We start from the raw sequence: 25,997 nt of genomic DNA on the forward strand, positions 1-25,997 counted from the left end.
ATGACACCAGTGTACGCCATCCGCGGGGCAGCTCGCGCACCCCTTTGTCCGGCCCTTCGTCGGGCCTTTTGTCAGGCCCTTCGGCCGGCCCTCGTCAGCGCCTCTCCTCGGCCCTGGCGAGGGCCTCGCCCCCCAGGTGCCGGTTCGGCTCCTGGGCCGGGCCCTCGAACTCGGGCAGTACGACGACGTCCGCCCCCGCGTCCAGCAGCACCGCGGCCCCGTTGGCGGCCTCGACGAAGGTGTCCGGTTCCCGCCAGGCTGTGACGACCCGCCGCACCCCCGCGTCCAGAATCAGCCGGGCGCACGGGCGCGGCCGGGAGGCGCGTCGGGCGCACGGTTCCAGGCTGCTGTACACCGTGGCGGCCGGCAGCCGCGGATCCGCCGGATCGATCTTGGCCAGCGCCGCCTCCTCCGCGTGCACGACCGGGTCGCCGCCCTCCCGCGAGTGGCCCCGGGCGAGCTCGGTGCCGTCGGCGGCGACCACGACCGCGCCCACGCTGAACGCGGTCCGCGACGGCGGGCACTGCGCCGCCAGCTCGCAGGCGATCCTGAGCCAGTGCCGGTCCGCGGGAGCGGCCTCAGGCCCGGTGCCGGGCGCGGTCGGCTCGTAGCGCATGAGGACGACGTCCCCGATGGCCCGCGTCTCCACCAGCCGCAGCCGCCCGCCCTGGTACGCGCCGGGACCGAACAGCCGAGGCGCCCGCGGGTCCCCGACGAACAGCGGGGCCAGGACGAGCTGCACCTCGTCGGCGAGCTGCCGCTGGAGCAACTGGGTGTGCACCGTCCCGCCGCCCTCGACCATCAGCCGGCGCACCCCGCGCACGTCGTGCAGGTGCTCCAGCAGCAGCCGCCAGTCGAGCTCGTCCCCCAGGGGGACGATGTCGGCGTGGGCGGCGATGCCGGCCTCGCGCAGCCGCTGGGCGCCCTTGTCGGTCGTGAAGACGATCTTCTCCCCGCCCGTGTGCCAGAAGCGCGCGTCCGGGGCCAGCTCGCCGGAGGCGCTGACCGTGACCTTCAGCGGGTACTCCGGCTGCCCGGCGGCGACTCGGGCGGCACGCCGCTTGGGCGAGTTGACCAGCAGCCGCGGGTTGTCGGCACGCAGGGTGCCGGCCCCGACCAGGATCGCGTCGACCGACGCCCGTACCTCGTCGACCCGGTCGAAGTCGGCGGGGCTGGACAGCAGGAGGCGATCGGGGCCGGTGTCGTCCAGATAGCCGTCCAGGGAGACGGCGGCGGACAACAGCACGTACGGAAGGGGCATCGGTGCACTCTCTCTCGGAGACCGGCAGTCTCACACGACCGACTCGGAGTCGGGCAGTCCCACACGAGCAGCCGGCATCCCCGCCGAAACCCCGGCATGCCGCACCGGCACCACTGTGGATCAGGACAGGTCGCGGGTGCGGGGGCCGGCGTACTCGGTGTCGGTGACGTGGTCGAGCCGGTCGACGTCGTCGGTCTCCCACAGGGCGATGTGGGTCATGAAGTGGTCGGGGGCGGCGCCGTGCCAGTGCTCCTCGCCCGGCGGGGTCCAGATCACGTCGCCGGGGTGGCCTTCGAGGATCTTGCCGCCGCGGGACTGGACCAGGGCGAGGCCCTCGACGATGCAGAGGGTCTGGCCCAGTCCGTGGTAGTGCCAGGCGGTGCGGGCGCCGAGCGCGAAGTGGACCGCGTTCGCCCGGGCCTTCGACGGCTCCTGGCCGCGGTGGATCACATCGGCCCGTGTAGGCGTCGACCACCCACTGCAGGCCGGTGATCCCGCCGCCCAGCGCGTCGCGGATCGAGGGCAGAGCGACGTTCACGATCGTCGCGTCCAGGGTGATCACGAAGAAGCCGAGGACGGCGGCTGCCAGCGTCGCCGTTGCGTGCCGGTCCGTCCCGGGGGCGCCCGCCTCCGACGTCCGGTGCGGGGAAGCGGCGAGAGGCATGACGGTGGGACACGGAGGAGCAGCCGCCGAACCTGGCCCGCTTCGTCTTCCTCGACCCGCGCGCCCGGCGCTTCTACCGCGACTGGGAGGGCATCGCCCACGACGCGGTCGGCAGCCTGCGCACCGAAGCCGCCCGGACTCCCGACAACACCGACCTCGCCGATCTCGTCGACGAACTCGCCGCACACAGCGAGGAATTCGCCCAACGCTGGGACGCCCACCAGGTCGAGTACTACCGCAGCGGACAACAGCGCTTCCACCATCCCGACGCCGGCGATCTCGACCTCGACCACGACGCCCTCGAAATCCCCGCCGACCCCGGCCTGACCATCGTCACCTACACCCTCGCCGCCACCGCACCCCACGCCTCCGCCTTCACCCGGCTCCAGGAACAAGCCGAACGCCGGTGAATCGGACCTGCGAAGGCCCGCGGCTCGATGTGTGGAAAAGTCAGACGCCACTGCCACGCCGGCCGTACGAGGCCGAACCCTGTGGTCGAGAGGATCAGGAGTCACTCCATGCCCGACGAGATCACGCTGCGTCCGGTGACCGCCGACGATCTCGACCTGTTCGATCGCGAGTTCAACGGGCCGGAGGGAAGCGGCCCGTACCAGTGGTTCGGCTTCGGTTCCTCGGCCGGCCTGCGCCGGCAGTTCGCGGAGACCGGCCTGCTCGGCGCCGACGGCGGCGTGCTTTCCGTGGCGGAGGCGGGCCGGACGGTGGGCCGGGTCGAGTGGTTCGCCGGCACCTGGGGGCGGCCCGCCACCTCCACCTGCTGGACGCTGGCGATCGGCCTGGCGCCGGCCGCGCGCGGCCGCGGCACAGGCACCCGGGCCCAGCGACTGCTGGCCGAGTACCTCTTCAGCCACACCAGAGCCGAACGGCTCCAAGCCTGGACGGACTGCGCCAACCTCGCCGAGCAGCGTGCGTTGGAGAAGGCGGGCTTCGTCAGGGAGGGCGTGCTGCGCTCGGCGCAGTGGCGCGGCGGCCGGTGGCACGATCAGGTGATCTTCTCCATGCTCCGCTCGGAGTGGCCCGGCGGCGCACAGGGGTGAGCGCGAGGGCCCTCGCGCAAGAGCCCGGAAACGAGGCAGCGCCCGAGTCCGCCGAAGCCGACCCGAGCGCTGCACAGCAGGTCAGAGGGGGTGAACCCCTCCCCCGCAGCCGTAGGCCCTGTGGGACTCGAACCCACAACCAATGGATTAAAAGTCCACTGCTCTGCCAATTGAGCTAAGGGCCCAGGCGATGTTGCCTCCCCGAGCATAGCCCGAGGACGCCGAGTCTCCGATCGGGTATCGGGGGAGCCGGGCCGTAAGTGTGGCGTACGGGCGGTGGGCGGCGCTCTGAGGTCCAGGGTCCAGGGTCCAGGGGAAGGATCAGGGGTCGGCCGGTTCCGGGGCGTCGGCACGGGCGGCGTCTCGGGCCCGGGTGCGGGTGTGGGCAGGGTCGAGGAACCAGTGGCGGGCCGAGGCGAGCCACCAGGTGGCGGCGAAGCCGAGGACGACCAGGACGGCGACCGGGGCGTAGTTGAAGGTCTCCCAGGTGACCGGGGAGACCTGGGGGAGCATGAAGAGAAGCGTGATCGCGCCGACCCAGGCCACCGACACGATCCCGATCGTCTGCGACCAGCGGCCCAGGTGCCAGGGCCCGCGTTCGAAGGCGTCGCCCTTGCGCACGCGCAGCAGGGTCGGGATGACGTAGGCGATGTAGAGGCCGATCACCGCGATGGAGGTCACGGCGGCGTAGGCGGTGACGTTGATCAGGTAGGGCAGGCCCAGGACCAGGGCGGCCAGCGCGGCCAGCCACACCGCCGCCACCGGCGTACGGGTGCGCGGGCTCACCGTGTGCCACACGTGGGAGAAGGGCAGCGCGCCATCGCGGGAAAAGGCGTAGATCATACGGCTGTTGGCCGTCACCGAGGCCATCCCGCAGAACAGCTGCGCCCCGACAACCACCAGGAGCAGCAGCTTGCCGGCCGTCGCGCCGAGGGCGTCCAGGAGGATCTGGGCGGGCGGGGCTCCGGTCGGCGAGGCGAGTTCGCGGCCGTAGTCCTGGATGGCGTAGGTGAAGCCGAGCAGGAGGACGAAGCCGGCGATCCAGGACGTCCAGATGGAGCGGACGATTCCCTTCGGGCCGGCCGTGGAGGCGTCGTGGGTCTCCTCGGTCATGTGGGCGGAGGCGTCGTAACCGGTGAAGGTGTACTGGGCCATCAGAAGGCCCAGCAGGACGACGTACGGGCCGCTGCCCCAGCCGGTGTTGTTCACGAACTCCGTGAAGACGAACGACGTCGGCTGGTGGTGGTCCGGTACGAAGGCCAGCGCGGCGACGATCACGGCCACGCCCAGTACGTGCCACCACACGCTGACGCTGTTGAGGAAGGCCACGATGCGCACGCCGAAGGTGTTCAGCAGGCCGTGCAGCACCAGGATCGCCGCGAAGAGCAGGATCGTCCGGCCCGGGGTCACCTCGAAGCCGAACTGGAGGTTCAGATAGGCGCCCAGGAAGGACGCTGCGCCGAAGTCGATGCCTGCCGTCACCGCCACCTGGCCCAGCACGTTGAACCAGCCCGTGAACCAGGCCCAGGCGGCGGCCGAGCGCGGTGGCGCCAGCCGGTGGGCCCAGAAGTACAGGCCCGCCGAGGTCGGGTACGCCGAGCAGATCTCGGCCATCGACAGGCCGACGAACAGCGTCATCAGGCCTACGGCCACCCAGCCCCAGGTGATCACGGCGGGGCCGCCGGTGTTCATGCCGAACAGGTAGAGGGTGAGACAGCCGGAGAGCACCGAGATGATCGTGAAGGAGACCGCGTAGTTGGCGAACGCCGACATGCGGCGGGCCAGGACCTGGGTGTAGCCGAGCTGGGCCAGCCGTTCCTCGTCCGACAGCCCGCCCTTCCCGCTCGTTCCGCGCACCGCGCCGGTGTCATCTGTCATGCCCCCAGCAATTCCCTCGCCGACGGTGTGACATGCACCACTGGGCAACGAAAAGGGCCCGCACGACATCGGTCGTGCGGGCCCTCATGTTCACTCTGTGTCAGCCGTTGCGCTTCCAGCGCGGCTTGTCGTCGCGGCGGCCGAAGGAGCCGCCACCGCGGTGGTCGTCACGGCGGCCGTACGGACGCTCGTGGCCACCCGAGCGGAAGCCGGGGCGCTCGCCCTGGCGGTCGCGGTTGAACGGGCGGTCGCTGCCACGGTGACCGCCACGCTCGTCGCGGCGGGCCGGACGGTCGTCCCGGCGGAAGCCGCCGCGCTCGTCCCGACGGTCGAAGGAGCGGGGGGCACGGTCGCGGTCGCGGTCCCGGTTGAAACCGCCCCGGTCGTCACGGCGCTCGAACGAACGGCCGCCACGGTCACGGTCACGGTCCCGGTCGTCACGGCGGAAGCCGCGGTCGCGGTCACGGTCGAAGGAACGGCCGCCGCGGTCACCTCGGTCCCCACGGTCGTCCCGGCGGAAGCCGCCCCGGTCGCCGCGGTCGAAACCACGGTCCCGGTCGCGGTCCCGATCCCGGTCACGGTCGCGGTTGAAACCGCCCCGGTCGTCACGGCGCTCGAACGAACGGCCGCCACGGTCACGGTCCCGGTCCCGGTCGAAGGAGCGCTCGCGGTCGAACGACCGCCCGCCGCGCTCGTCCCGCCGCTCGCGACGGTCGTACGACGACGAACCCGCCGTACGCTCGGCGCGGTCGACGTCCTGCGCCGCCGGCTGCTCCGGCACCGACAGCTCGGCCGCCCGCTCGGCCACCGCCTGAGCCTCGGCCACCACGGCGGCGGGGTCCTCGCCCCGCTCGCGGGCGACCAGGGCCATCAGCCGGTCGGCCTCCTCGCGCAGCTCGGCCGCGCGCCGCTGCACGCGCTCCAGCTGCTTGGTGAGGTGGGCGACCTCGCGCTCGGCCTGCTGCGCGGCGTTGCCCGCGGACTCGGCCTGCACCTCGGTCATCGACCGGGCGCCGGTGATCTCGGCGACCTCCGGGTCGAAGGCCGCGCCGCCCTGGATGATGTGGCGCGAGGCGTCGACGCCCGCGTCCTCCATCAGACGGAAGATCTGGCGCCGCTGGTGCGGCAGCGAGAGCGAGACGACCGTGCCGGTGCGGCCGGCGCGGGCCGTACGGCCGGCGCGGTGCAGGTAGTCCTTGTGGTCACCGGCCGGGTCGACGTTCAGGACCAGGTCGATGCCGTCGACGTGGATGCCGCGCGCGGCGACGTCCGTGGCGACCAGGACGTTGACGTAGCCGTCCTTGAAGTCGGCCAGGGTGCGGGTGCGGGCGCCCTGGGTCATGCCGCCGTGCAGCGCGTCGGCCTTCGCGCCGGCGTCGCGCAGCTGCTCGGCCACACGGTCGGCGCCGAGCTGGGTGCGCACGAAGATGATGGTGCGGCCCTTGCGGGAGGCGATGGCCGCGGTGACCGGCGCCTTGTCCTTGGGCTTCACGATCAGGATGTGGTGCGACATGGTCGTCACCGCACCCTGGGCGGCGTCGACCTCGTGGCTGACCGGGTCGGTCAGGTAGCGGTCGACGAGGGTCTTGATCTCGTTCTCCATCGTCGCGGAGAACAGCATCCGCTGGCCGCCCGCCGGAACCTGGTCCAGCAGCTCGGTCACCTCGGGCAGGAAGCCCAGGTCGGACATCTGGTCGGCCTCGTCGAGGACGGCGATCTGCACGTCCTCCAGCGAGCAGGCACCGCGGTTGATGATGTCGCGCAGCCGGCCCGGGGTGGCGACCAGGATGTCGACGCCCTTCTCCAAGGCGTAGATCTGGTTGCCCATCGAGGTGCCGCCGCAGACGACCTTCATCTTCAGGCCGAGGACGTCGCCGTAGGGCTGGAGGGCGTCCGCCACCTGCATGGCGAGCTCGCGGGTCGGGGTGAGGATGACGGCGCGCGGCTTGTGCTTCTGGGTACGGCCGCCGGCCAGCGTGGCCAGGGTCGGCAGACCGAAGGAGAGGGTCTTGCCCGAGCCGGTGCGACCGCGGCCCAGGATGTCCTTCCCGGCCAGGGCGTCCGGGATGGTCGCGGCCTGGATCGGGAAGGGGGTGGTCACGCCGTTCTGCGCGAGCTTGCGGACGACGCCCTCGGGCAGGCCCAGGTCCGCGAAGGTGACCTCGCTGGCCTCCTGCTTCTCGGCGGCCTCGGCCTGCTGGGGAGCCTCGGCGGCCTCGGTGGCGTCCTCGATGCTCTCGGGCACGACGACGTGATCAGTACTGGCAATGGACATGCGAATGCGAAACCTTCCGGAGTCTCGTCGGCACGCGCCCGTCAACTCCGTGTTTCGCATTACGACCGCCTCGATGCGGTCCGCCACGGCAAGGGAGAGTACGCGCCACACGGCGCGCTCTGCGTGGGCGCCGGGCAAATGGGATCAAACGATCTGCCACCATACGCACTCACCGCCCCTCAAGGCAAACCGAAAGCCTTTCTCGCAGGTCAGTGGCGCAGTCGACCGGGCCGACGGTCGTAGTCGCCGACCGGCTCGGGCGCCGGCTCGCGCTGCTCCAGCTGGGTCCCAGGGCCCTCGTGCGCCGAGGACGACGGCTCGGCCACCGTCGGTTCCGGCGAGGCCGGCGGCGGGGGCGACGAGGCCGGAGGCGGCTCCGGCGCGGCGGACGTCTGCGGCGGCGCCGGCACCTGTTCGGTCGGGGTCGGAGCGCCCGGCTTCGGCGGCACCGCGCGCTTGCCGGGCGGCGCAGCGGACGCGCTGCCCGTGGCCGACGGCGAGGCCGACGCGGACGGCGACCCGTCCTTCTTCCCCTTCTCCTGTTCCCCGTGCCCGTGCTCGGGGTCGCCCGCGCCGCCGGCGTGTCCCGCCGCACCGCCGGACACGTCCGTCCCTGCGGCCTGTGCCGCACCGCCGCGCCGGTCCGCGGAGTGCGACGGCCGGGCCCCGCCGCCGGAGTCCTCCCCCACGCTCACGCAGCCGGCGGCGGCGGTGACGGCGAGAGCCGCGGCGGCGAGTCGGACGGATACAGGCAAGGGGCGCACGGAAAGCCACCTCCGGGAGGAAGAAGTCTCCGTGCCCAACTCCCGGCGCCCGCAAGAGGACACGCGGGCGCGGCCACCGGCCCGAGGGACCGGCCGGCCCCGGGATCCCGGCGCGGCCGGTCCCGGGGAAGCGCACGGCCGGCCCCGGGATCCCGGCGCGGCCGGTCCCGGGGAAGCGCACGGCCGGCCCGGGGTCTCGGCCCGGCCGGTCCCGGTGGCTCAGCCGTACCCCAGGGCGTGCAGCCGGGCGTCGTCGATGCCGAAGTGGTGGGCGATCTCGTGCACCACGGTCACCTCGGTCTCCTCGACGACGTCCTCGCGGGAGTCGCACATCCGCAGCGTCGGCCCCCGGAAGATCGTGATCCGGTCGGGCAGCACGCCCGCGTACCACTCACCGCGCTCGGTCAGCGGCGTGCCCTCGTACAACCCGAGCAACTGGGGGTCGTCGGCGGGCGGTTCGTCCTCGACGAACACCGCGACGTTGTCCATCAGCCGTGTCAGTTCCGGCGGGATCCGGTCGAGGGCCTCGGCGACCAGTTCCTCGAACTCCTCGCGCGTCATCTCCAGCACAGGCCCATTGTCCGGCACGCGACCGGACACGGCCCCACCCGCACACCGGTGCACGTCCCACCCGCCCCGTCCCCGCACACGACGCATATCCGGCGCCGCGCTTGGGCATACGCGACCAATGGCCCGCGTCTCCGTAGCAGCCCTGAGGCGGCTGCACCGCACGCACGGCCCGCGGAGGGCAGCGCGTGCCCTCGCCCTGACCCCTGAGCCGCACCCCTGGCTCCGCGCCCTGAGTCTGGTCACCGTGGTGCTCGCCGGCGCCTGGCTGGGGCTGCTGATCGTCGGCAACGTACGGGTGCCGGTCGGCCCCATGAACACGACGATGGCCCTGCGCCCCTCCCTGAGCGGCGGCACGAAGATCAACGTCTCCCCGCTCGGCGCCCTGGAACTGGACAGCCACCTGGCCCCGGTCCGCCTGGACGTCAACGTCGACCAGCTCGACCCGGAACGCTCCCAGGCACTGGTCGACCACCCCGAGCGGATCTCCGGCCTCCAGAACGAGGTCGTGCACGACGTCGAGCACGGCACCTTCGACCTGGCCGTACGGTCCTGCGTGGCCGTGGTCTCCGGGGCGACCGCCCTCGGCCTCGCCGTCTACCGCCGCCCGGGCCGCGCCCTGGCGGCCGGCGGCCTGGCGCTGGCCCTGCTCGCCGCGTCCGGGGCGACGGCGTACGCCACCTGGAACCCCAAGTCCGTGCTGGAGCCGAAGTTCTCCGGGCTGCTGTCCTCCGCGCCGTCCCTCGTCGGCAACGCGCGCAGCATCGTCACCGAGTTCGACGTCTACCAGAAGGAGCTGGCACGCCTGGTGACGAACGTGACCAAGCTCTACGACGTCACCTCCACGCTCCCCGCCTACCAGCCGGACCCGACGACCATCCGCGTCCTGCACGTGTCCGACATCCATCTCAACCCGGCGAGCTGGAAGATCATCGCCTCGCTGGTGGAGCAGTACAAGGTGGATGTGATCGTCGACTCCGGCGACACGATGGACCACGGCACGGCGGCGGAGAACGGCTTCCTGGACCCGGTGAAGGACCTGGGCGTGCCGTACGTCTGGGTGCGCGGCAACCACGACTCGATGATCACCCAGCGCTACCTGGAGCGCATGAAGAACGTGCACGTCCTGGACGACGGCCGCGCCGAGACGGTCGCGGGCCTGCGCTTCGCCGGCACCGGCGACCCCCAGTTCACTCCCGACCGCTCCACCGTGCCCGGCGGCGGCGCGACGGAGCAGATGGCGGGCACCCGTCTGGCGTCGGCGCTGCGCGAACAGCAGGCCAGGGGCACTCCGGTCGACGTCGCCGTCGCCCACGAGCCGTCGGCGGCCCGCGAGACGGACGGCACGGTGCCGCTGGTCCTGTGCGGCCATCTGCACCACGAGGACACAGAGGTCATGAAGTACGGCACCCGGCTGCGCATGGAGGGCTCGACGGGCGGCAGCGGGCTGCGGGCGGTCGAACACGAATACCCGGCCCCGATCGAGGCGTCGATCCTCTACTTCGACCGCGACAACCACCGCCTCCAGGCCTGGGACGCGATCAAGCTGGGCGGCCTGGGCCAGACGACGGCCGAGGTCAGCCGCCACCTGCCCGAGGAGAACCTCCCCGGCGCCACCCCGACCCCGAGCTCGCCGTCAAACGCCTCGCCGCCCGCCGGGCCGTAAACGGTTTTGGCGATACCCCTCGCCATCCCATATGCTTCTCACGTCCCCGACGCGCTGAGAAGCGCCCAGGCGGGCCGATAGCCCTCATCGTCTAGCGGCCTAGGACGCCGCCCTTTCAAGGCGGTAGCACGGGTTCGAATCCCGTTGGGGGCACGCAGTACGGTGTGCGACACTTACGTTCAATGGTTCGCACACAACCACATGGTCCTGTGGAGCAGTTTGGAGTGCTCGCCACCCTGTCAAGGTGGAGGCCGCGGGTTCAAATCCCGTCAGGACCGCTGAGGTTTCACGTGAAACCTCGTGGCTGGGTAGCTCAGTTGGTACGAGCGTCCGCCTGAAAAGCGGAAGGTCGCCGGTTCGACCCCGGCCCCAGCCACAACCGCCCTCACCAGGGCATAAGCCCCTCTCCGGCACTGACGGAGAGGGGCTTACTCGTGCCGTCGAACCGGACGCGCGGCGTCGCCGCCGGATCGCCTCGACCGGCTCGTCTTCTACATCCGGGGCGGCAGACCGCCGGGGGCCGCACGGACGTATCCGGCGTGCCGCGCCCCCCGGATGCCTTCCCGGTCGATCCCGGTGGAACTGACCGGCGCCCTGTGCTTCGCCACCGAGTCAGCCGTGGGGAGGCGGCAGGGCCTTCCACGACCCGCGTGCCGACGGCCGGGTCATGGCACGGGCCCACCTGGTGTCCACCGAGAGCGCCCCGCAGCGCGTGGCTGCGGGGCGCTCCTGGCGCCTGGTGGGGTTTAGTCGACTGCCTGCCCGTTGCCCGTGCCACCCCTGCAGGTCCCGGTGCCGGGGTTGGCCGGGTTGGGGGTCCAATCGACCGTTCCGCCGCCGTCAACGCACTCACCCGGGGTGAGGGCGGCGGGGACGCCCTGACTCGGGGTGAGGCTGGCGGCGGTGGCGGTGGCGGCGCCTGTGAGGCCGAGTCCGGCGAGGGCTGCCGTGGCGATGCCGGCGGCGAGGATGCGTCGAATGCGCATTCGGTTCCCCTTTCACGGATTGCCTTGATTGGGGCACTCATCAGCTTGATGTTCATCCATGTGGGTGGCACGTCACGTTGGGCCGTTCGGGTGACACAGCTGTCGGGCGCGGGGTCGGTGACGCGACCCGTCAGACAGGCCCTGGTGGGCGGCGCTGCGCGTGGCCACCTCGCGGCCCCGTTCCCAAGACGGGCATACGAACGCCCCCCGTCTCGGCCCGCGAGAAGGGGGCGCTCCGGTTGTGGCTACCGCTTAGCCCGTGAAGCCGGAAGATCGCGCTACGCGTCATTCCCTGGCTCGACGGGCCGACCAACTGAGGCAGTCGTACGCCAACCCGTACGCCAACAGCGACACACAACGACATCCCTCGGCGGGGCTGCACAGACCCTATGATCAGGCGCAGCGTTGCCCGGACACGGCCTGAAAAGCGGAAGGTCGCCGGTTCGACCCCGGCCCCAGCCACAACCGCCCTCACCAGGGCATGAGCCCCTCTCCGGCACTGACGGAGAGGGGCTTACTCGTGCCGTCGTACCGGACGCGCGGCGTCGCCGCCGGATCGAGGAGCCAGCAGGCGTGAAGGCCCTGAACAGCATCGATCGGACGTTACCGACCGACCCGCGCCCGGAGCGGGTCTGGTACACGTCCTACGGCTCGAACATGCACCTCGACCGGCTCGCCTTCTACATCCGGGGCGGCAGACCGCCGGGGGGCGCACGGACGTATCCGGGGTGCCGCGACCCCCGGATGCCCTCCCGGTCGATCCCGGTGGAACTGACCGGCGCCCTGTACTTCGCCACCGAGTCAGCGGTGTGGGGAGGCGGCAGGGCCTTCTACGACCCGCGTGCCGACGGCCGGGTCATGGCACGGGCCCACCTGCTGTCCACCGAGCAGTTCTGCGACATCGCGGCTCAGGAGATGTACCGCGAACCCGGTGCGGGTCTCGACCTGGGCGAGGTGCTCGCCCACGGCCGGGCCGTGCTTGGCCCGGGCCGCTACGAGACCCTCGTCTGCGCCGGCCAGGTGGACGGCCTGCCCGTCCTCACCTTCACCGCGCCGTGGGGCATGAACGACGTGCGCTCGAACCCGCCGTCGGCCGCCTACGTCCGTTTCCTGGCCGGGGGCCTGCTGGCGGCCGGCGCCTGGGACGCGGAGGCGATCGCCTCCTACGTCGCCGCCTGCCCCGGCGCGGTCGGCCACTGGTCCGAGGAGGCCGTCACGGACCTGCTGCAAGCTGATCCGCGCGACCTCTGAGGCACGGCCTCTGAGGCATGACCTCTGAGACTCGACCTGTGAGGCCCGACCTGTGAGGCGCGGCCTGCGAGAGGGCCGCTCTGGCGGGACAGAGCCAGCCGAGACGGTCCGGGTACGGTCCATCGGATGCCGCGGTCAAATCATTCGCGCGCGATTTCCCCGAGGTGAGATCCTGGATCGCGTATGTCTACGCATCCCGCCCCCGCCCTGGGCGCCCTCGCCTCCCGTCTGACCGAGCTGTCGCTGCGCGATGCGCACCGGCTCGGGCGCAGGCTCGAGGGCGCGCGCAAGATCCGCACGCCGGAGGCCCGTGCCGCCGTCCTCACCGAGATCGAGGCGGAGATCGGGAAGACCGAGGCACGCATGGCCGCCCGGCGCTCCCGCGTGCCCGCCGTCAGCTACCCCGAGCAGCTGCCCGTCAGCCAGAAGAAGGACACGATCGCCGACGCCATCCGCGATCACCAGGTCGTCATCGTCGCCGGTGAGACCGGTTCCGGGAAGACCACGCAGATCCCGAAGATCTGCATGGAGCTGGGCCGGGGCGTGCGCGGCATGATCGGGCACACCCAGCCCCGCCGGATCGCGGCCCGGACCGTCGCCGAGCGTGTGGCCGAGGAGCTGGACACGCCGCTGGGCGAGGCCGTCGGCTGGAAGGTGCGCTTCACCGACCAGGTCGATCCGGACGCCACCTTCATCAAGCTGATGACGGACGGCATCCTGCTCGCCGAGATCCAGACCGACCGCGAGCTGCGTGCCTACGACACGATCATCATCGACGAGGCGCACGAGCGGTCGCTCAACATCGACTTCCTCCTCGGCTATCTGGCCCAGCTGCTGCCCAGGCGGCCGGACCTCAAGGTCGTCATCACCTCGGCCACCATCGACCCCGAGCGTTTCTCCCGGCACTTCGGCGACGCGCCGATCATCGAGGTGAGCGGGCGGACCTACCCGGTGGAGGTGCGCTACCGGCCGCTGCTGGAAGAGGACTCCGACGACGCCGACCGGGACCAGATCACCGCGATCACCGATGCCGTCGAGGAGCTGATGGCCGAGGGGTCCGGGGACATCCTCGTCTTCCTCTCCGGCGAGCGGGAGATCCGCGACACCGCCGACGCGCTCAACAAGAAGCAGTACAGGTTCACCGAGGTGCTGCCGCTGTACGCGCGGCTCTCCCATGCCGAGCAGCACCGGGTCTTCCAGCCGCACTCCGGCCGCAGGATCGTGCTGGCGACCAACGTCGCCGAGACCTCCCTGACCGTGCCGGGCATCAAGTACGTCATCGACCCCGGCTTCGCGCGGATCTCCCGCTACAGCCACCGCACCAAGGTGCAGCGGCTGCCCATCGAGGCGATCTCGCAGGCCAGCGCCAACCAGCGCAAGGGACGCTGCGGACGTACCTCCGACGGCATCTGCATCCGGCTCTACAGCGAGGACGACTTCCTCGCCCGGCCGGAGTTCACCGACGCCGAGATCCTGCGCACCAACCTGGCGTCCGTCATCCTCCAGATGACCGCGGCCGGCCTCGGGGACATCGAGAAGTTCCCCTTCATCGACCCGCCGGACCACCGCAACATCCGCGACGGCGTGCAGTTGCTGCAGGAGCTGGGCGCGCTCGACCCGGCGCAGAAGGACCCGCGCAAGCGGCTCACCGAGACCGGCCGCAAGCTCGCCCAGCTGCCCGTCGACCCCCGGCTGGCCCGGATGGTGCTGGAGGCCGACCGGAACGGCTGCGTGCGCGAGGTGATGGTGATCGCGGCCGCGCTGTCCATCCAGGACCCGCGCGAGCGCCCCTCCGACAAGCAGACCCAGGCCGACCAGCAGCACGCCCGGTTCCGCGACGAGAGCAGCGACTTCCTCGCCTTCCTCAACCTCTGGCGCTACGTCCGCGAGCAGCAGAAGGAGCGGGGGTCCAGTTCCTTCCGGCGCATGTGCAAGCAGGAGTTCCTCAACTTCCTGCGCATTCGCGAATGGCAGGACATCTACACCCAGCTGCGCACGGTCGCCAAGCAGATGGGCATCCATCTCAACGACCAGGACGCCCCGAGCGACCGCGTCCACATCTCGCTGCTCGCCGGTCTGCTCTCGCACATCGGCATGAAGGACGTGAAGGAGTCCAAGGACTCGGGTCCGGGCGCGCGCCGGGACGGCGGCCGGGGCGAGTACCTGGGTGCCCGCAACGCCAAGTTCGCCATCTTCCCCGGCTCGGCGCTGTTCAAGAAGCCGCCGCGGTTCGTGATGTCCGCGGAGCTGGTGGAGACCTCGCGGCTGTGGGCGCGGGTCAACGCGAAGATCGAGCCCGAGTGGGTCGAGCCGCTGGCCGGCCATCTGCTGAAGCGGACGTACAGCGAACCGCACTGGGAGAAGGACCAGGCGGCGGTGATGGCGTACGAGAAGGTCACGCTGTACGGCGTGCCGATCGTCGCGCAGCGGAAGGTGAACTACGGCCGGATCGACCCCGAGGTCAGCCGGGAGCTTTTCATCCGCAACGCGCTGGTCGAGGGCGACTGGCGCACGCACCACAAGTTCTTCGCCGACAACCGCAAGCTGCTGAGCGAGGTCGAGGAACTGGAGCACCGTGCCCGGCGCCGGGACATCGTCGTCGACGACGAGACGCTGTTCGACTTCTACGACCAGCGGGTGCCCGAACACGTGGTCTCCGGTGCCCACTTCGACTCCTGGTGGAAGCGCAAGCGGCACGAGCAGCCCGACTTCCTGGACTTCGAGCGGGAGATGCTCATCCGGGAGTCGGCGGAGGCGGTCACCAAGGCGGACTATCCGGACTCGTGGCGGCAGGGCAACCTGAAGTTCCGGGTGACGTACCAGTTCGAGCCGGGGGCGGACGCCGACGGCGTGACCGTCCACATCCCGCTCCAGGTGCTCAACCAGGTCACCGACGAGGGCTTCGACTGGCAGATCCCTGGCCTGCGCGAGGAGGTCGTCACCGAGCTGATCCGCTCGCTGCCCAAGCCGATCCGCCGCAACTACGTGCCGGCGCCGAACTACGCGAAGCGGTTCCTGGACACCGCCGTACCCCTCCAGGAGCCCCTCACCACCACCATGGCGCGCGAGCTGAAGCGCATGGTCGGCGTGCCGTTCGAGGCCGAGGACTTCGACTGGTCCAAGGTCCCCGACCATCTGAAGATCACCTTCCGGGTCATCGACGAGCGGCGCCGCAAGCTGGCCGAGGACAAGGACCTCGAAGCCCTGAAGCTCAAGCTGAAGCCGAAGGCGCGCAAGGCCCTCTCCCAGGCCGCGGCGGCGACCGCGGAGCGCACCGGCGGCGAGTCGCTGGAGCGCACGGGGCTGACGGACTGGACGATCGGCTCGCTCACCCGGGTCTTCGAGACCCGCCGGGCCGGCCAGCCGGTGAAGGCCTACCCCGCGCTCGTCGACGACGGGCCGACGGCGGACACCGTCTCCGTACGGCTCTTCGACACCGAGGCGGAGCAGACCGAGGCGATGTGGAAGGGCACGCGGCGGCTGATCCTGCGCAACATCCCGGTCAACCCCGCGAAGTTCGCGTCCGAGAAGCTGACCAACCAGCAGAAGCTGGGCCTGTCGGCGAACCCGCACGGTTCGATCCAGGCCCTCTTCGACGACTGCGCGACGGCGGCGGCGGACCGGCTGATCGCGGAGTTCGGGGGACCGGCGTGGGACGAGGAGTCGTACCGGAAGCTCTACGACCGGGTGCGCGCCGAGATCGTGGACCTGACCGTGCGGACCGTGGGCCAGGTGCAGCAGGTGCTGGCCGCCTGGCAGGCGTGTGAGCGCCGGCTGAAGGCCGTACGCAGCCCCGCGCTGCTGCCGAACCTGGCGGACGTACGGCAGCAGCTGGACGCCCTGGTGAAGCCCGGCTTCGTCACGGAGGCGGGGATACGGCGGCTGCCCGACCTGATGCGCTACCTGGTGGCCGCGGACCGGCGGTTGCAGCAGATGCCGACGAACGTCCAGCGGGACACCACGCGCATGGAGAAGGTCCGGGAGATGCGGGACGAGTACGCGTGGCTGCTGGAGCAGATGCCGCAGGGGCGCCCGGTGCCGCAGCAGGTGCAGGACATCCGCTGGATGATCGAGGAGCTGCGGGTCAGCTACTTCGCCCACGCGCTGGGCACGGCGTACCCGGTGTCGGACAAGCGGATCGTGAAGGCGATCGACGCGGCGGTCCCGTCCCGGTCGTGAGGTGGTGACGGCGCCTGCACGCTAAGTGAGTTCGACCAGGCGCCCCACCTCCTGTACAGTCTCTTCTCGCAGCGCAACGCACGAATGGCGCCGCGAAACCTGGTCCTGTGGAGCAGTTTGGAGTGCTCGCCACCCTGTCAAGGTGGAGGCCGCGGGTTCAAATCCCGTCAGGACCGCAACAAAGGCCCGCATCCGGCAGTGGATGCGGGCCTTCTTCGTGCGTCGCCCTCTCGACGCGGAGAGCGCCGGCACGTCCTCCCCCCTGTCAGCGGCACACCGCTGCCCCCAACCCGCCCAGACCGACGGCACCCGCGCGCCCCACCCCGCACGCCCTACGCGCCCAGGCCGACCGGACCTGCACCCCCAACCCGTCCAGACCGACGGCCACCTGGCCACCCCCAACCCGTCCAGGCCAATGCGCACCTGGCCACCCCCAGCCCCGTCAAGGGGGCAGCAACCGCACGCCCCTCACCCCAGCCGGCCGGTCTGAGCCTTCGTGTGCTGTGTGGCCTTGACGGCGTCACATTCCCTCGGTACCCCAGAAAGCAGGGCCGCCGTTGCCGTGCGGCCCACTGGAGGTGGCGTATGGCGGCATCGGCCAGGCACGAGACACGGGCGCTGCTCCGTGCGCACCTCGCGGCCGCCTCGTCGTACCGCCATCTCACCCGCCACTGCTCCGTCTGCCGTCACCTCCTGCAGCTGGCGATGGACAGCTCTCCCCTTGCGAGTTCCCCCCGGACCGCCCCGGACGCCCCCGACGCGACCCAAGGCGCCCCGGAGGAGGCGCTGGAGGTCCTGGAGGCGGTGTGGGAGGACGAGCAGCCCTCGACCGCGTGAGCGCCCGCTGGACGAGCTCAGGTGAACCGGCGCACGAACGGCCGGTTCCGGCCCGAACTCCCGTGCCTGCGTGGGCCGGTGGAACTGGAACCTCCTCTAGCGCACGGAGGCGGCGCGCAACAAGCGTCCTGCCATGTGACGGGTGTCACCGCATGAGTTTTGGAAAGCGCGGTACTTACACCCCTCCTACAAGGGGTCGATTTAATATGTGCAATTGCACTGCCCAGTGAGGCTCTCGGGAAGAGCCGGCGCGGCTCCGGCGGGGGGCTCCACCAGGGATCCGACGCCCCTCCCCAACCTCCGACAAGGCCGCTCACACATGTGGCACCCGACCCCCGTCGAGCGCACAAAAAAGATCGCGCTGGACCCGGCGGAGTCCAGCGCGATCTACGACGCACCCGTTGCATTGCCTGAAGAGCTCTGACGGCTTGGGCGTGGGACCTGTTGGGGCAGGACCCGCGTCGCTTGGAGCTATGGGTCCGGACATGACAGCCAGTGGGGGAACCAGCCGGTTTGCCCGGTTATGGAGTTGTTCAGGCCTCGCTGCGCTGCTGCGGGATGCCCGCGAGCAGAGCGCGGACTTCGGCCTCGCGGTAGCGGCGGTGCCCGCCGAGCGTGCGGATCGACGTAAGCTTCCCGGCCTTCGCCCACCGCGTGACCGTCTTCGGGTCGACGCGGAACATCGTGGCGACCTCAGCCGGGGTCAGCAGCGGCTCGGCATCAGGGGTGCGAGCGGTCATGAGCGGCCTCCTCGGGAGAACCGAACCTTCTCGGTTCTTTCCTCTAAATTCTGCACCTTGACCCGCGTTGCCCGAAATGGCGGACGCGAGTCGAGTCGGTTATAGGACGAACGGCTTGTCCTCGGCACTACAACTACACCATCTGTCCAGCCGCGTCGGCCAAACCGATGGAATTGCCCTCCCAGGTGTTCATCACCGACGGAAGCCGATGGACCATGCCATAACGGACAGTCACACCACTGTGACGATCAGTCACAGGACAATCAGGAAGTCACCAGACCCCCCAAAGCATGCAATGCGGAGATTCCGCCCATGCCGGAGCATAGTTGGACGGACGGAGCACTCCCCGAACTCCTTGTCCTATTTTGGCACGAGGAGGGGCAACTAGAGCAAGGGTCGTGTAAGTGCTGTCCGTCACCCTTGGGACAAACGCCCGGATCGGGGCCTACGTCCCGTCAGCTCCCTCAAATGCCCCTGACCGTACGCTGTTCGACGATGTTCGAGCCGTGATCCAGGTCACTCCGGGTGCGGACGAGCTGGGATCAGTTCGCCGACCGCAGGTCGCGCACCGCCCGCCAGCGCTCCACGAGCCGCGCGTACGCCTCGCCCGCGGCCACCCCGTCGCCCAGGCGCAGCGCCTCGATCCCCTCGGCCACGTCGGCCGCCGAGTGATCGCCCTCCAGGTCGCCGGCCGGCAGCGCGTGCACCAGGCCGCCGTAGTCCAGCTCCACCAGTGATCGCGGATGGAACTCCTCCAGCCAGCGGCCCACGTCGACCAGCCCGTCGATCAGCGGGCTCTCGTCGATGGCGTCCCGCAGCGCCCGCAGCCCCCGCGCCACCCGCCGCCGGGCCTGCACCATCGGCGTCCGGTAGCGCAGCAGCGGCGCGTCGCCCGGGCATCCCCCGGCGGCCTCGGGCCCGCCCGCGCCCTTGACGTACTCCCGCTCCTCGTCGGAGAACAGCACGAACCAGTTCAGCGGCACCTGCCAGGTCGCCGTGCGGATCCAGGGCCGGGCGTCCGGGTTGTCCGCCAGCCAGCGCTCGTAGTCCTGGGTGGCCTGGCGCCGTACGAGCGGGGGCAGCACCGCGTCCAGGACCACCGCGGGCAGTTCCTCGGCGAGATCGCCCAGGGCCTGCCAGCCGCGCAGCCGGGTGCGCCAGGGGCAGACGCAGACCACCCCGTCGACGTCGAGCACGAACGCGTCCCGGCTCTCGTGCACCGGCACGGCCACCGGCGGGGTGGGCAGCAGGTCGGCCAGCGAGCGGCGCAGTTCGTCCTGGTAGGAGGGGCGGTCGGGGCGGCGGGCGTAGCGCGCCCAGTGGCTGCGCTCCGGCTCCGGGAAGGCGGCCAGCGGCTCGTAGACGCGCAAGTAGGTCGCGTACGGAACGACCACGGAGGACACCTTGGGCACGCCTGCTCCCTCCCCAGCGGACCGGAGGCGAAACCCGCACGGCCCGCGCCCGGACGGACGGAAAACCACTGCAAATCGTCCCACGCGCGGGTGGCACGCTACTCCGAGGGAGGGTGATCCCGACCACTGGGCCCGCCGCGGAGGTGATCAGGGTCTAATCTTCCGCCACGGCCCCCGCCACCCCTACGGGAGCCCGACCCCACTCGCCGCTACTTACCTGGGAGTCACCACCGTGACCGACGTAACCGGCGCGTCCGACGTACTGCAGACCCTGTTCCGCTCGGAGCAGGGAGGACACGAACAAGTCGTGCTCTGCCAGGACCGCGCCAGCGGCCTCAAGGCCGTCATCGCCATCCACTCCACCGCCCTGGGCCCCGCGCTCGGCGGTACCCGCTTCTACCCGTACGCCAGCGAGGCCGAGGCCGTCGCCGACGCGCTGAACCTCGCCCGCGGCATGTCGTACAAGAACGCCATGGCCGGTCTCGACCACGGCGGCGGCAAGGCCGTGATCATCGGCAACCCGGAGCAGATCAAGTCCGAGGAGCTGCTGCTCGCCTACGGCCGGTTCGTCGCCGCGCTCGGCGGGCGCTACGTCACGGCCTGCGACGTCGGCACGTACGTGGCCGACATGGACGTCGTGGCGCGCGAGTGCCGCTGGACCACCGGCCGCTCCCCGGAGAACGGCGGTGCGGGCGACTCCTCCGTGCTGACCGCCTTCGGCGTCTTCCAGGGCATGCGGGCCTCGGCCCAGCACCTGTGGGGTGATCCCACGCTCCGCGGCCGCAGGGTCGGCATCGCCGGCGTCGGCAAGGTGGGCCGCCATCTGGTGGAGCACCTACGCAAGGACGGCGCCGAGGTCGTCATCACGGACGTGCGCGAGGAGTCCGTACGGGCGATCCTCGAGCAGTACCCGACCGGTGTCACGGCCGTCGCCGACACCGACGCGCTGATCCGCACCGAGGGCCTGGACATCTACGCCCCCTGCGCGCTCGGCGGCGCCCTGAACGACGACTCCGTGCCGGTGCTGACCGCCAAGGTGGTGTGCGGCGCCGCCAACAACCAGCTCGCCCACCCGGGGGTGGAGAAGGACCTCGCCGACCGCGGGATCCTCTACGCGCCGGACTACGTGGTCAACGCGGGCGGTGTCATCCAGGTCGCCGACGAGCTGCACGGCTTCGACTTCGACCGGTGCAAGGCGAAGGCCGCGAAGATCTTCGACACCACGCTGGCCATATTCGCACGTGCGAAGGATGACGGGATTCCGCCGGCCGCCGCGGCCGACCGGATCGCCGAGCAGCGGATGGCGGAGGCGCGCGCCGCGCGGACCCGGTGACACGGAGCGCGTACGCGTGGTGACGCCGGGCATGCCCCGCTCTTGACGGTACCTGCCGGTGGGCAGTTGGAGAGAACTCTCACTTCCACCGGCGGGTCGTCCGGCAGGAACTGGTTAAAATCGCCACTGACCAGCGAGGACGGGGCGCCTCGAAGGTTCTGCGCACACGCGCTTCCTGCGGGCGACGTACCGTATGGGCGCGGGCTCAGGTACCGTGGAAGCCCTACGGACCGGTCTCTCTGTGGAGAGCCCGTTCCGGATCATGAACGCGTGTCAGACTCTGGGGCCGTTGAGCCCCGTCGTTGAGGGGGTCGAGCCATGGGGCGCGGCCGGGCCAAGGCCAAGCAGACGAAGGTCGCCCGCCAGCTGAAGTACAACAGCGGTGGGACGGACCTCTCACGCCTGGCCGAGGAGCTGGGCGCATCGACGTCGAACCAGTCACCGAACGGTGACCGCTTCGAGGACGATGAGCACGACGACGACCTGTATGCACGGTACGCCGACCTCTACGAGGACGACGACGAGGACGAGCAGGACGACTCCTCGCAACACCGTCGCGGCGCCTGACGCCCGCAGCAGCTCTGCAGTACCAACGCGTGTCGTAGGTTCCGCACTTCACCCGGTCCGGTGCTTTCAGCGCCGGACCGGGTTTCGTGCTGTCGTCACCCGTTGATCACCTGGCGGTCACCCCGTGATCGCCAGGTGATCATGTGGATCAGGCGTAGTCGCCCACCAGGGCGGCCCCGGTGGTGTGCTCGCCACGGTCGGTGATCTCGCCGGCCACCCAGGCGTCGACCCCGCGGTCGGCCAGGGTGGCGAGGGCCGCGTCGGTCGACTCCTGCGGCACGATCGCGATCATGCCCACGCCCATGTTGAGGGTCTTCTCCAGCTCCAGCCGCTCGACCTCGCCGGTCCTGCCGACCAGCTCGAAGACCGGGGACGGGGTCCAGGTGGCGCGGTCGACCACGGCGTGCAGTGTGTCCGGGATCACCCGGGCCAGGTTGGCGGCGAGCCCTCCGCCGGTGACGTGGCTGAAGGCGTGCACCTCGGTGGTGCGCATCAGCGCCAGACAGTCCAGCGAGTAGATCTTGGTCGGCTCCAGCAGCTCCTCGCCCAGGGTGCGGCCGAAGTCCTCGACATGCGCGTCAAGGGACAGTCCGGCCTGGTTCAGCAGCACGTGCCGGACCAGGGAGTACCCGTTGGAGTGAAGGCCGGAGGACGCCATGGCGATCACCGCGTCACCCGTGCGGATGCGGTCGGCGCCGAGCAGCCGGTCGGCCTCCACGACGCCCGTACCGGCGCCGGCGACGTCGAAGTCGTCCTCACCGAGCAGCCCGGGGTGTTCGGCCGTCTCGCCGCCCACAAGGGCGCAGCCGGCGAGCACACAGCCCTCCGCGATGCCCTTGACGATGGCGGCGACCCGCTCGGGGTGGACCTTGCCGACGCAGATGTAGTCGGTCATGAACAGCGGCTCGGCACCGCACACCACGATGTCGTCCATCACCATGGCGACCAGGTCGTGGCCGATGGTGTCGTAGACGCCCAGCTGCCGGGCGATGTCGACCTTGGTGCCGACGCCGTCGGTGGCGGAGGCGAGCAGGGGACGCTCGTAGCGCTTGAGGGCGGAGGCGTCGAAGAGGCCGGCGAAGCCGCCGAGGCCGCCGAGGACCTCGGGGCGCTGCGTCTTCTTCACCCACTCCTTCATCAGCTCGACCGCGCGGTCGCCCGCCTCGATGTCGACTCCGGCAGCCGCGTAGGAAGCACCGGCGGAACGGCTCTCAGACATTGCCTGGGATCTTTCGGGTTGGTTTTCTACGAGGCTTACGGGCGACGGATGGCGTCGGTGGCCGCCGTGGCGGCGGGACCGGCCGCCAGCTCGGTCTCCAGCAGCTGCTTGCCGAGCAGCTCCGGGTCGGGCAGCTCCATCGGGTACTCGCCGTCGAAGCAGGCGCGGCACAGGTTCGGCTTGGCGATGGTGGTCGCCTCGATCATGCCGTCCAGGGAGATGTACGCCAGCGAGTCGGCGCCCAGCGAGGTGCCGATCTCGTCGATGGTCATGCCGTTGGCGATGAGCTCGGCGCGGGTGGCGAAGTCGATGCCGAAGAAGCACGGCCACTTCACGGGCGGCGAGGAGATCCGGATGTGCACCTCGGCCGCCCCGGCCTCGCGCAGCATCCGCACCAGGGCCCGCTGGGTGTTGCCGCGGACGATCGAGTCGTCGACGACGACCAGGCGCTTGCCCTTGATGACTTCCTTCAGCGGGTTCAGCTTCAGCCGGATCCCGAGCTGGCGGATGGTCTGCGAGGGCTGGATGAAGGTCCGGCCGACGTAGGCGTTCTTCACCAGACCCGCGCCGAAGGGGATGCCGGAGGCCTCCGCGTAGCCGATGGCGGCGGGGGTGCCGGACTCCGGGGTCGCTATCACCAGGTCGGCCTCGACCGGGGACTCCTTGGCGAGACGGCGGCCCATCTCCACGCGGGAGAGATAGACGTTCCGGCCGGCGATGTCGGTGTCGGGGCGGGCCAGGTAGACGTACTCGAAGACGCAGCCCTTGGGCTTCGCTTCCGCGAATCGGGAGGTGCGCAGGCCGTTCTCGTCGATGGCCACGAACTCGCCCGGCTCGATCTCGCGGACGAAGCTGGCGCCGCAGATGTCGAGGGCGGCGGACTCGGAGGCGACGACCCAGCCGCGCTCCAGCCGGCCGAGGACCAGCGGGCGGATGCCCTGTGGGTCACGGGCCGCGTACAGGGTGTGCTCGTCCATGAAGACGAGGCTGAAGGCGCCCTTGACCTGGGGCAGGACGGTGTGGGCCGCCTGCTCGATGGTCAGCGGCTTGCCGTCCTCGTCGACCTGGGCGGCCAGCAGGGCCGTCAGCAGGTCGGTGTCGTTGGTGGCCGCGACGCGGGCCGAGCGGCCGTTGGTGTCCTTGGGCAGTTCGGCGACCATCTCGGCGAGCTGCGCCGTGTTGACCAGGTTGCCGTTGTGGCCGAGCGCGATGGAACCGTGCGCGGTGGCGCGGAACGTCGGCTGGGCGTTCTCCCACACGGAGGCGCCGGTGGTCGAGTAGCGGGCGTGACCGACCGCGATGTGACCCTGGAGCGAACCGAGCGAGGTCTCGTCGAAGACCTGGGAGACCAGGCCCATGTCCTTGAAGACGAGGATCTGGGAGCCGTTGCTGACCGCGATTCCCGCGGATTCCTGACCCCGATGCTGGAGGGCGTAGAGCCCGAAGTACGTGAGCTTTGAGACCTCTTCGCCCGGAGCCCAGACACCGAAGACGCCGCATGCGTCCTGGGGGCCTTTCTCACCGGGGAGCAGATCGTGATTGAGTCGACCGTCACCACGTGGCACGCCACCGAGTGTAGGCGAGGTCGACCACTGGTCCGAATTGGGGATGCGCGGCGAAAGTGGATCACCTGCATGCCGCAGACGACTCACTTTCCACGTTTGCGCAGGTCAACGGCGCGCTACAGGCGCGATGACGGGAGGCATCCGCGCCGCCACCGCGCCCCGGAGGCCCCTGCCGCGATGGACATGAGTGAGGTGTCGCACACCATTCGGGCGGCGGAGGCGCCCCCGGACCGCACCTGGACCGCGCACGAACCGCACCCGGCCCCCGGGGTCCGGCTCACGCCATGAGCGGCAGCAGCCCCGAGAGGTCGGCTCGGTCGCCACCGGCGCTGAGCTCGGCGTCCCGGAGGGCGTCGTGCCATGCCGTGCGGCCGGTGGCGAGGCGGATCCAGGTCAGGGGGTCGGTCTCGACGACGTTGGGCGGGGTGCCGCGGGTGTGGCGGGGGCCCTCGACGCACTGCACGACGGCGAACGGCGGGATGCGCACCTCGGTCGACCCGCCGGGCGCCTTGACCGCGAGCGCGTCGGCCAGGAGCCGCGTGGCGGCGGCCAGGGCCTGGCGGTCATGGGGGACGTCCAGGCCGGGCACGGCGGCGTTGAGGTCGTCGGTGTGGACGACGAGTTCGACGGTGCGGGTGACGAGGTAGTCGGCGAGCGGCAGGGCGCCGGCGTTGGTGGCCAGCAGCCGGGTGCCGGGGTACGCGTCGAGCTGCCCGGTCAGACCCTGCTCGACGTCCGCGAGGTAGGCGTCCAGGTCGGGGTGGTCCCCGGCGAGCCGCCGCGTGAAGTCGTCGATGGCCGAGGAGTTGGCGGAGGTCGCGAACGGCCAGTCGAGCAGCACGGCGTCCTGCCGGGCCGGCTCGGGGCGGTCGAGGGACCGGCCGACGGCCGTGACGGCCATGCCGATGTGCGCGACCAGCTCCCGCACCGTCCAGCCCGGCAGCCGCGTGGGAAGACCGAGCTGCTCGGGCGTCAGGGTGCGCACGGCCTGCCGTACGTTGCCCAGCTGGGCGAGGACCGCCGTGCGGGTCCGGGCGGGGTCGTAGGTCCGGGTGCGCTTCTTGGCCGGGGGCATGGCGGCGAGCCTACGCCCTGACGCCGTAGCCCTTCAGGCCCTTTTCGACCAGGGCGAAGGCCTCGTGGGCGCGTTCCGCGGCGTCGGCGGCGACCGCGTCGGGGGTCTCGCCGGAGTCGAGGCGGCGGTGGTTCTCCTCGATGAGGGCGTTGCGGGCGGCGCTGAGCATGGCGGCCGCGACCGTCGCGAGCATCATGTCGCCGGTCTCCTCCGCCAGGATCGCGGCCAGCTCCCGGGTGCCCTTCTGGGCGGCGACGAAGGCGCGCTCCATCAGCACCGGCGTCTCCACGACGATCCGGCGCACCTGGCGGGTGAACGGCTCGCCGTGCAGGCCGACGGACGGGTCCCGCGTCTCGACGAGTTCGAGGAACTGCCGGCGGACGGCGTCCACCGCCGACTCGCCCGGCCCGCGCTCGCGCACCGCCCTGGCCGCGTCGGCGAAGTGCTCCTCCATCGGGCGGAAGACCAGGTCCTCCTTGGAGCCGAAGTAGTTGAAGACGGTCATCTTCGAGACCTCGGCCGCGTCCGCGATCTGCTGCACGGACACCTCGTCGAAGCCGTGCTCGGCGAAGAGCGCGACCGCCGCCCGGTAGATGCGCATCGCCGTCTGCTGCTTCTTGCGCTCGCGCAGTCCCATCGCCTCGGCCATGGCCACACTGTACCAAGACGATATTTTGGCCGAGCACAATGATTTTCTCGGATG

The 25,997-nt window shown here is 70.9% G+C and carries 21 protein-coding genes and 5 tRNA genes; 12 read left to right on the top strand and 14 right to left on the bottom strand.

All coding sequences use genetic code 11. The features are described from left to right. Positions 1-94: 94 nt before the first annotated feature. Both IE318_RS35220 and IE318_RS35225 read right to left on the bottom strand, forming a co-directional pair. Positions 95-1,261, bottom strand: coding sequence for a dihydrofolate reductase family protein (locus tag IE318_RS35220; RefSeq protein WP_189906905.1), 1,167 nt, complete (start codon positions 1,259-1,261; stop codon positions 95-97). A 120-nt stretch (positions 1,262-1,381) separates the two neighbouring features. Beyond that, positions 1,382-1,711 carry a cupin domain-containing protein gene (locus IE318_RS35225; protein ID WP_189906908.1) on the bottom strand — a complete coding sequence of 110 codons (330 nt, stop codon included), beginning with the start codon at positions 1,709-1,711 and terminating at the stop codon, positions 1,382-1,384. A 246-nt stretch (positions 1,712-1,957) separates the two neighbouring features. Here IE318_RS35225 and IE318_RS35230 point away from each other — a divergent pair, with 246 nt between their 5' ends. Further along, positions 1,958-2,335: an MmyB family transcriptional regulator gene (locus IE318_RS35230; protein ID WP_229903961.1), complete on the top strand. Its 378-nt coding sequence runs from the start codon at positions 1,958-1,960 to the stop codon at positions 2,333-2,335. 108 nt (positions 2,336-2,443) lie between these two features. Beyond that, the gene (locus IE318_RS35235) at positions 2,444-2,980 is read left to right on the top strand and encodes a GNAT family N-acetyltransferase (protein ID WP_189906910.1); all 537 of its coding nucleotides are present in this window, start codon (positions 2,444-2,446) and stop codon (positions 2,978-2,980) included. Between the two features lie 112 nt (positions 2,981-3,092). Here the strand turns inward: IE318_RS35235 and IE318_RS35240 are convergent. The 5 genes from IE318_RS35240 to IE318_RS35260 all read right to left on the bottom strand — a co-directional run bounded on the left by IE318_RS35240 (position 3,093) and on the right by IE318_RS35260 (position 8,467). Next, positions 3,093-3,165 (bottom strand) — tRNA-Lys (locus IE318_RS35240). Positions 3,166-3,301: 136 nt separating this feature from the next. After that, positions 3,302-4,858: an amino acid permease gene (locus IE318_RS35245; protein ID WP_189906912.1), complete on the bottom strand. Its 1,557-nt coding sequence runs from the start codon at positions 4,856-4,858 to the stop codon at positions 3,302-3,304. A gap of 100 nt (positions 4,859-4,958) precedes the next feature. Then, entirely contained in the window at positions 4,959-7,133 is a 2,175-nt protein-coding gene (locus IE318_RS35250; protein ID WP_189906914.1) for a DEAD/DEAH box helicase, read from the bottom strand. A gap of 209 nt (positions 7,134-7,342) precedes the next feature. Beyond that, the gene (locus tag IE318_RS35255) at positions 7,343-7,897 is read right to left on the bottom strand and encodes a hypothetical protein (protein WP_189906916.1); all 555 of its coding nucleotides are present in this window, start codon (positions 7,895-7,897) and stop codon (positions 7,343-7,345) included. A 219-nt stretch (positions 7,898-8,116) separates the two neighbouring features. Next, a complete protein-coding gene (locus tag IE318_RS35260; RefSeq protein WP_189906918.1) occupies positions 8,117-8,467 on the bottom strand; it encodes a metallopeptidase family protein in 351 nt (116 codons plus the stop codon). Positions 8,468-8,585: 118 nt separating this feature from the next. Between IE318_RS35260 and IE318_RS35265 the strand changes: the two genes are divergently transcribed. The 4 genes from IE318_RS35265 to IE318_RS35280 all read left to right on the top strand — a co-directional run bounded on the left by IE318_RS35265 (position 8,586) and on the right by IE318_RS35280 (position 10,506). Continuing rightward, complete coding sequence (locus IE318_RS35265; RefSeq protein ID WP_189906920.1) at positions 8,586-10,130, top strand: metallophosphoesterase family protein; 1,545 nt, start codon at positions 8,586-8,588, stop codon at positions 10,128-10,130. Between the two features lie 80 nt (positions 10,131-10,210). Then, positions 10,211-10,283, top strand: a tRNA-Glu gene (locus tag IE318_RS35270). A gap of 50 nt (positions 10,284-10,333) precedes the next feature. Continuing rightward, positions 10,334-10,408, top strand: a tRNA-Asp gene (locus IE318_RS35275). 24 nt (positions 10,409-10,432) lie between these two features. After that, positions 10,433-10,506 (top strand) — tRNA-Phe (locus tag IE318_RS35280). A 370-nt stretch (positions 10,507-10,876) separates the two neighbouring features. On the opposite strand, the gene IE318_RS35285 is transcribed toward IE318_RS35280, so the two are convergent. Next, positions 10,877-11,116, bottom strand: coding sequence for a hypothetical protein (locus IE318_RS35285; protein ID WP_189906922.1), 240 nt, complete (start codon positions 11,114-11,116; stop codon positions 10,877-10,879). A gap of 573 nt (positions 11,117-11,689) precedes the next feature. Here IE318_RS35285 and IE318_RS35290 point away from each other — a divergent pair. The 4 genes from IE318_RS35290 to IE318_RS35305 all read left to right on the top strand — a co-directional run bounded on the left by IE318_RS35290 (position 11,690) and on the right by IE318_RS35305 (position 17,383). Then, the gene (locus IE318_RS35290) at positions 11,690-12,367 is read left to right on the top strand and encodes a histone deacetylase (RefSeq protein ID WP_189906924.1); all 678 of its coding nucleotides are present in this window, start codon (positions 11,690-11,692) and stop codon (positions 12,365-12,367) included. A gap of 183 nt (positions 12,368-12,550) precedes the next feature. Beyond that, positions 12,551-16,546: an ATP-dependent RNA helicase HrpA gene (gene hrpA / locus IE318_RS35295; RefSeq protein WP_189906926.1), complete on the top strand. Its 3,996-nt coding sequence runs from the start codon at positions 12,551-12,553 to the stop codon at positions 16,544-16,546. A 101-nt stretch (positions 16,547-16,647) separates the two neighbouring features. After that, positions 16,648-16,722, top strand: a tRNA-Asp gene (locus IE318_RS35300). A 409-nt stretch (positions 16,723-17,131) separates the two neighbouring features. Continuing rightward, positions 17,132-17,383 carry a DUF6274 family protein gene (locus IE318_RS35305; RefSeq protein ID WP_189906927.1) on the top strand — a complete coding sequence of 84 codons (252 nt, stop codon included), beginning with the start codon at positions 17,132-17,134 and terminating at the stop codon, positions 17,381-17,383. Between the two features lie 533 nt (positions 17,384-17,916). Here IE318_RS35305 and bldC read toward each other — a convergent pair. Beyond that, entirely contained in the window at positions 17,917-18,123 is a 207-nt protein-coding gene (gene bldC, locus IE318_RS35310; RefSeq protein WP_003949541.1) for a developmental transcriptional regulator BldC, read from the bottom strand. Positions 18,124-18,665: 542 nt separating this feature from the next. Further along, positions 18,666-19,535, bottom strand: a complete 870-nt coding sequence (locus IE318_RS35315; RefSeq protein WP_030183878.1) for a DUF8083 family protein — start codon at positions 19,533-19,535, stop codon at positions 18,666-18,668. A gap of 232 nt (positions 19,536-19,767) precedes the next feature. Between IE318_RS35315 and IE318_RS35320 the strand changes: the two genes are divergently transcribed. Next, positions 19,768-20,868 (top strand): Leu/Phe/Val dehydrogenase, encoded by a 1,101-nt coding sequence (locus IE318_RS35320; RefSeq protein ID WP_189906928.1) that lies wholly within the window; start codon positions 19,768-19,770, stop codon positions 20,866-20,868. A 318-nt stretch (positions 20,869-21,186) separates the two neighbouring features. After that, complete coding sequence (locus IE318_RS35325; RefSeq protein ID WP_086724134.1) at positions 21,187-21,435, top strand: DUF3073 domain-containing protein; 249 nt, start codon at positions 21,187-21,189, stop codon at positions 21,433-21,435. A 148-nt stretch (positions 21,436-21,583) separates the two neighbouring features. On the opposite strand, the gene purM is transcribed toward IE318_RS35325, so the two are convergent. From purM to IE318_RS35345, 4 genes are all read right to left on the bottom strand, one after another. Beyond that, positions 21,584-22,654, bottom strand: a complete 1,071-nt coding sequence (gene purM / locus IE318_RS35330) for a phosphoribosylformylglycinamidine cyclo-ligase (RefSeq protein WP_189906929.1) — start codon at positions 22,652-22,654, stop codon at positions 21,584-21,586. Between the two features lie 35 nt (positions 22,655-22,689). Next, complete coding sequence (purF, locus tag IE318_RS35335) at positions 22,690-24,219, bottom strand: amidophosphoribosyltransferase (RefSeq protein WP_189906930.1); 1,530 nt, start codon at positions 24,217-24,219, stop codon at positions 22,690-22,692. A 277-nt stretch (positions 24,220-24,496) separates the two neighbouring features. Then, positions 24,497-25,294, bottom strand: coding sequence for a maleylpyruvate isomerase family mycothiol-dependent enzyme (locus IE318_RS35340; protein ID WP_189906931.1), 798 nt, complete (start codon positions 25,292-25,294; stop codon positions 24,497-24,499). 10 nt (positions 25,295-25,304) lie between these two features. After that, entirely contained in the window at positions 25,305-25,943 is a 639-nt protein-coding gene (locus IE318_RS35345) for a TetR/AcrR family transcriptional regulator (protein ID WP_189906932.1), read from the bottom strand. Between the last annotated feature and the right edge of the window lie 54 nt (positions 25,944-25,997).

The sequence above is a fragment of the Streptomyces spiralis genome, assembly GCF_014654675.1.
In the GTDB taxonomy this organism is placed as follows: domain Bacteria; phylum Actinomycetota; class Actinomycetes; order Streptomycetales; family Streptomycetaceae; genus Streptomyces; species Streptomyces spiralis.

Coding starts and splice junctions, on each gene's coding strand:
- purM (WP_189906929.1), bottom strand. CDS start 22,654: ATGTCTGAGAGCCGTTCCGCCGGTGCTTCCTACGCGGCTGCCGGAGTC.
- IE318_RS35220 (WP_189906905.1), bottom strand. CDS start 1,261: ATGCCCCTTCCGTACGTGCTGTTGTCCGCCGCCGTCTCCCTGGACGGC.
- IE318_RS35245 (WP_189906912.1), bottom strand. CDS start 4,858: ATGACAGATGACACCGGCGCGGTGCGCGGAACGAGCGGGAAGGGCGGG.
- IE318_RS35305 (WP_189906927.1), top strand. CDS start 17,132: ATGGCGGCATCGGCCAGGCACGAGACACGGGCGCTGCTCCGTGCGCAC.
- bldC (WP_003949541.1), bottom strand. CDS start 18,123: ATGACCGCTCGCACCCCTGATGCCGAGCCGCTGCTGACCCCGGCTGAG.
- IE318_RS35250 (WP_189906914.1), bottom strand. CDS start 7,133: ATGTCCATTGCCAGTACTGATCACGTCGTCGTGCCCGAGAGCATCGAG.
- IE318_RS35340 (WP_189906931.1), bottom strand. CDS start 25,294: ATGCCCCCGGCCAAGAAGCGCACCCGGACCTACGACCCCGCCCGGACC.
- IE318_RS35325 (WP_086724134.1), top strand. CDS start 21,187: ATGGGGCGCGGCCGGGCCAAGGCCAAGCAGACGAAGGTCGCCCGCCAG.
- IE318_RS35235 (WP_189906910.1), top strand. CDS start 2,444: ATGCCCGACGAGATCACGCTGCGTCCGGTGACCGCCGACGATCTCGAC.
- IE318_RS35345 (WP_189906932.1), bottom strand. CDS start 25,943: ATGGCCGAGGCGATGGGACTGCGCGAGCGCAAGAAGCAGCAGACGGCG.
- IE318_RS35285 (WP_189906922.1), bottom strand. CDS start 11,116: ATGCGCATTCGACGCATCCTCGCCGCCGGCATCGCCACGGCAGCCCTC.
- IE318_RS35265 (WP_189906920.1), top strand. CDS start 8,586: ATGGCCCGCGTCTCCGTAGCAGCCCTGAGGCGGCTGCACCGCACGCAC.
- hrpA (WP_189906926.1), top strand. CDS start 12,551: ATGTCTACGCATCCCGCCCCCGCCCTGGGCGCCCTCGCCTCCCGTCTG.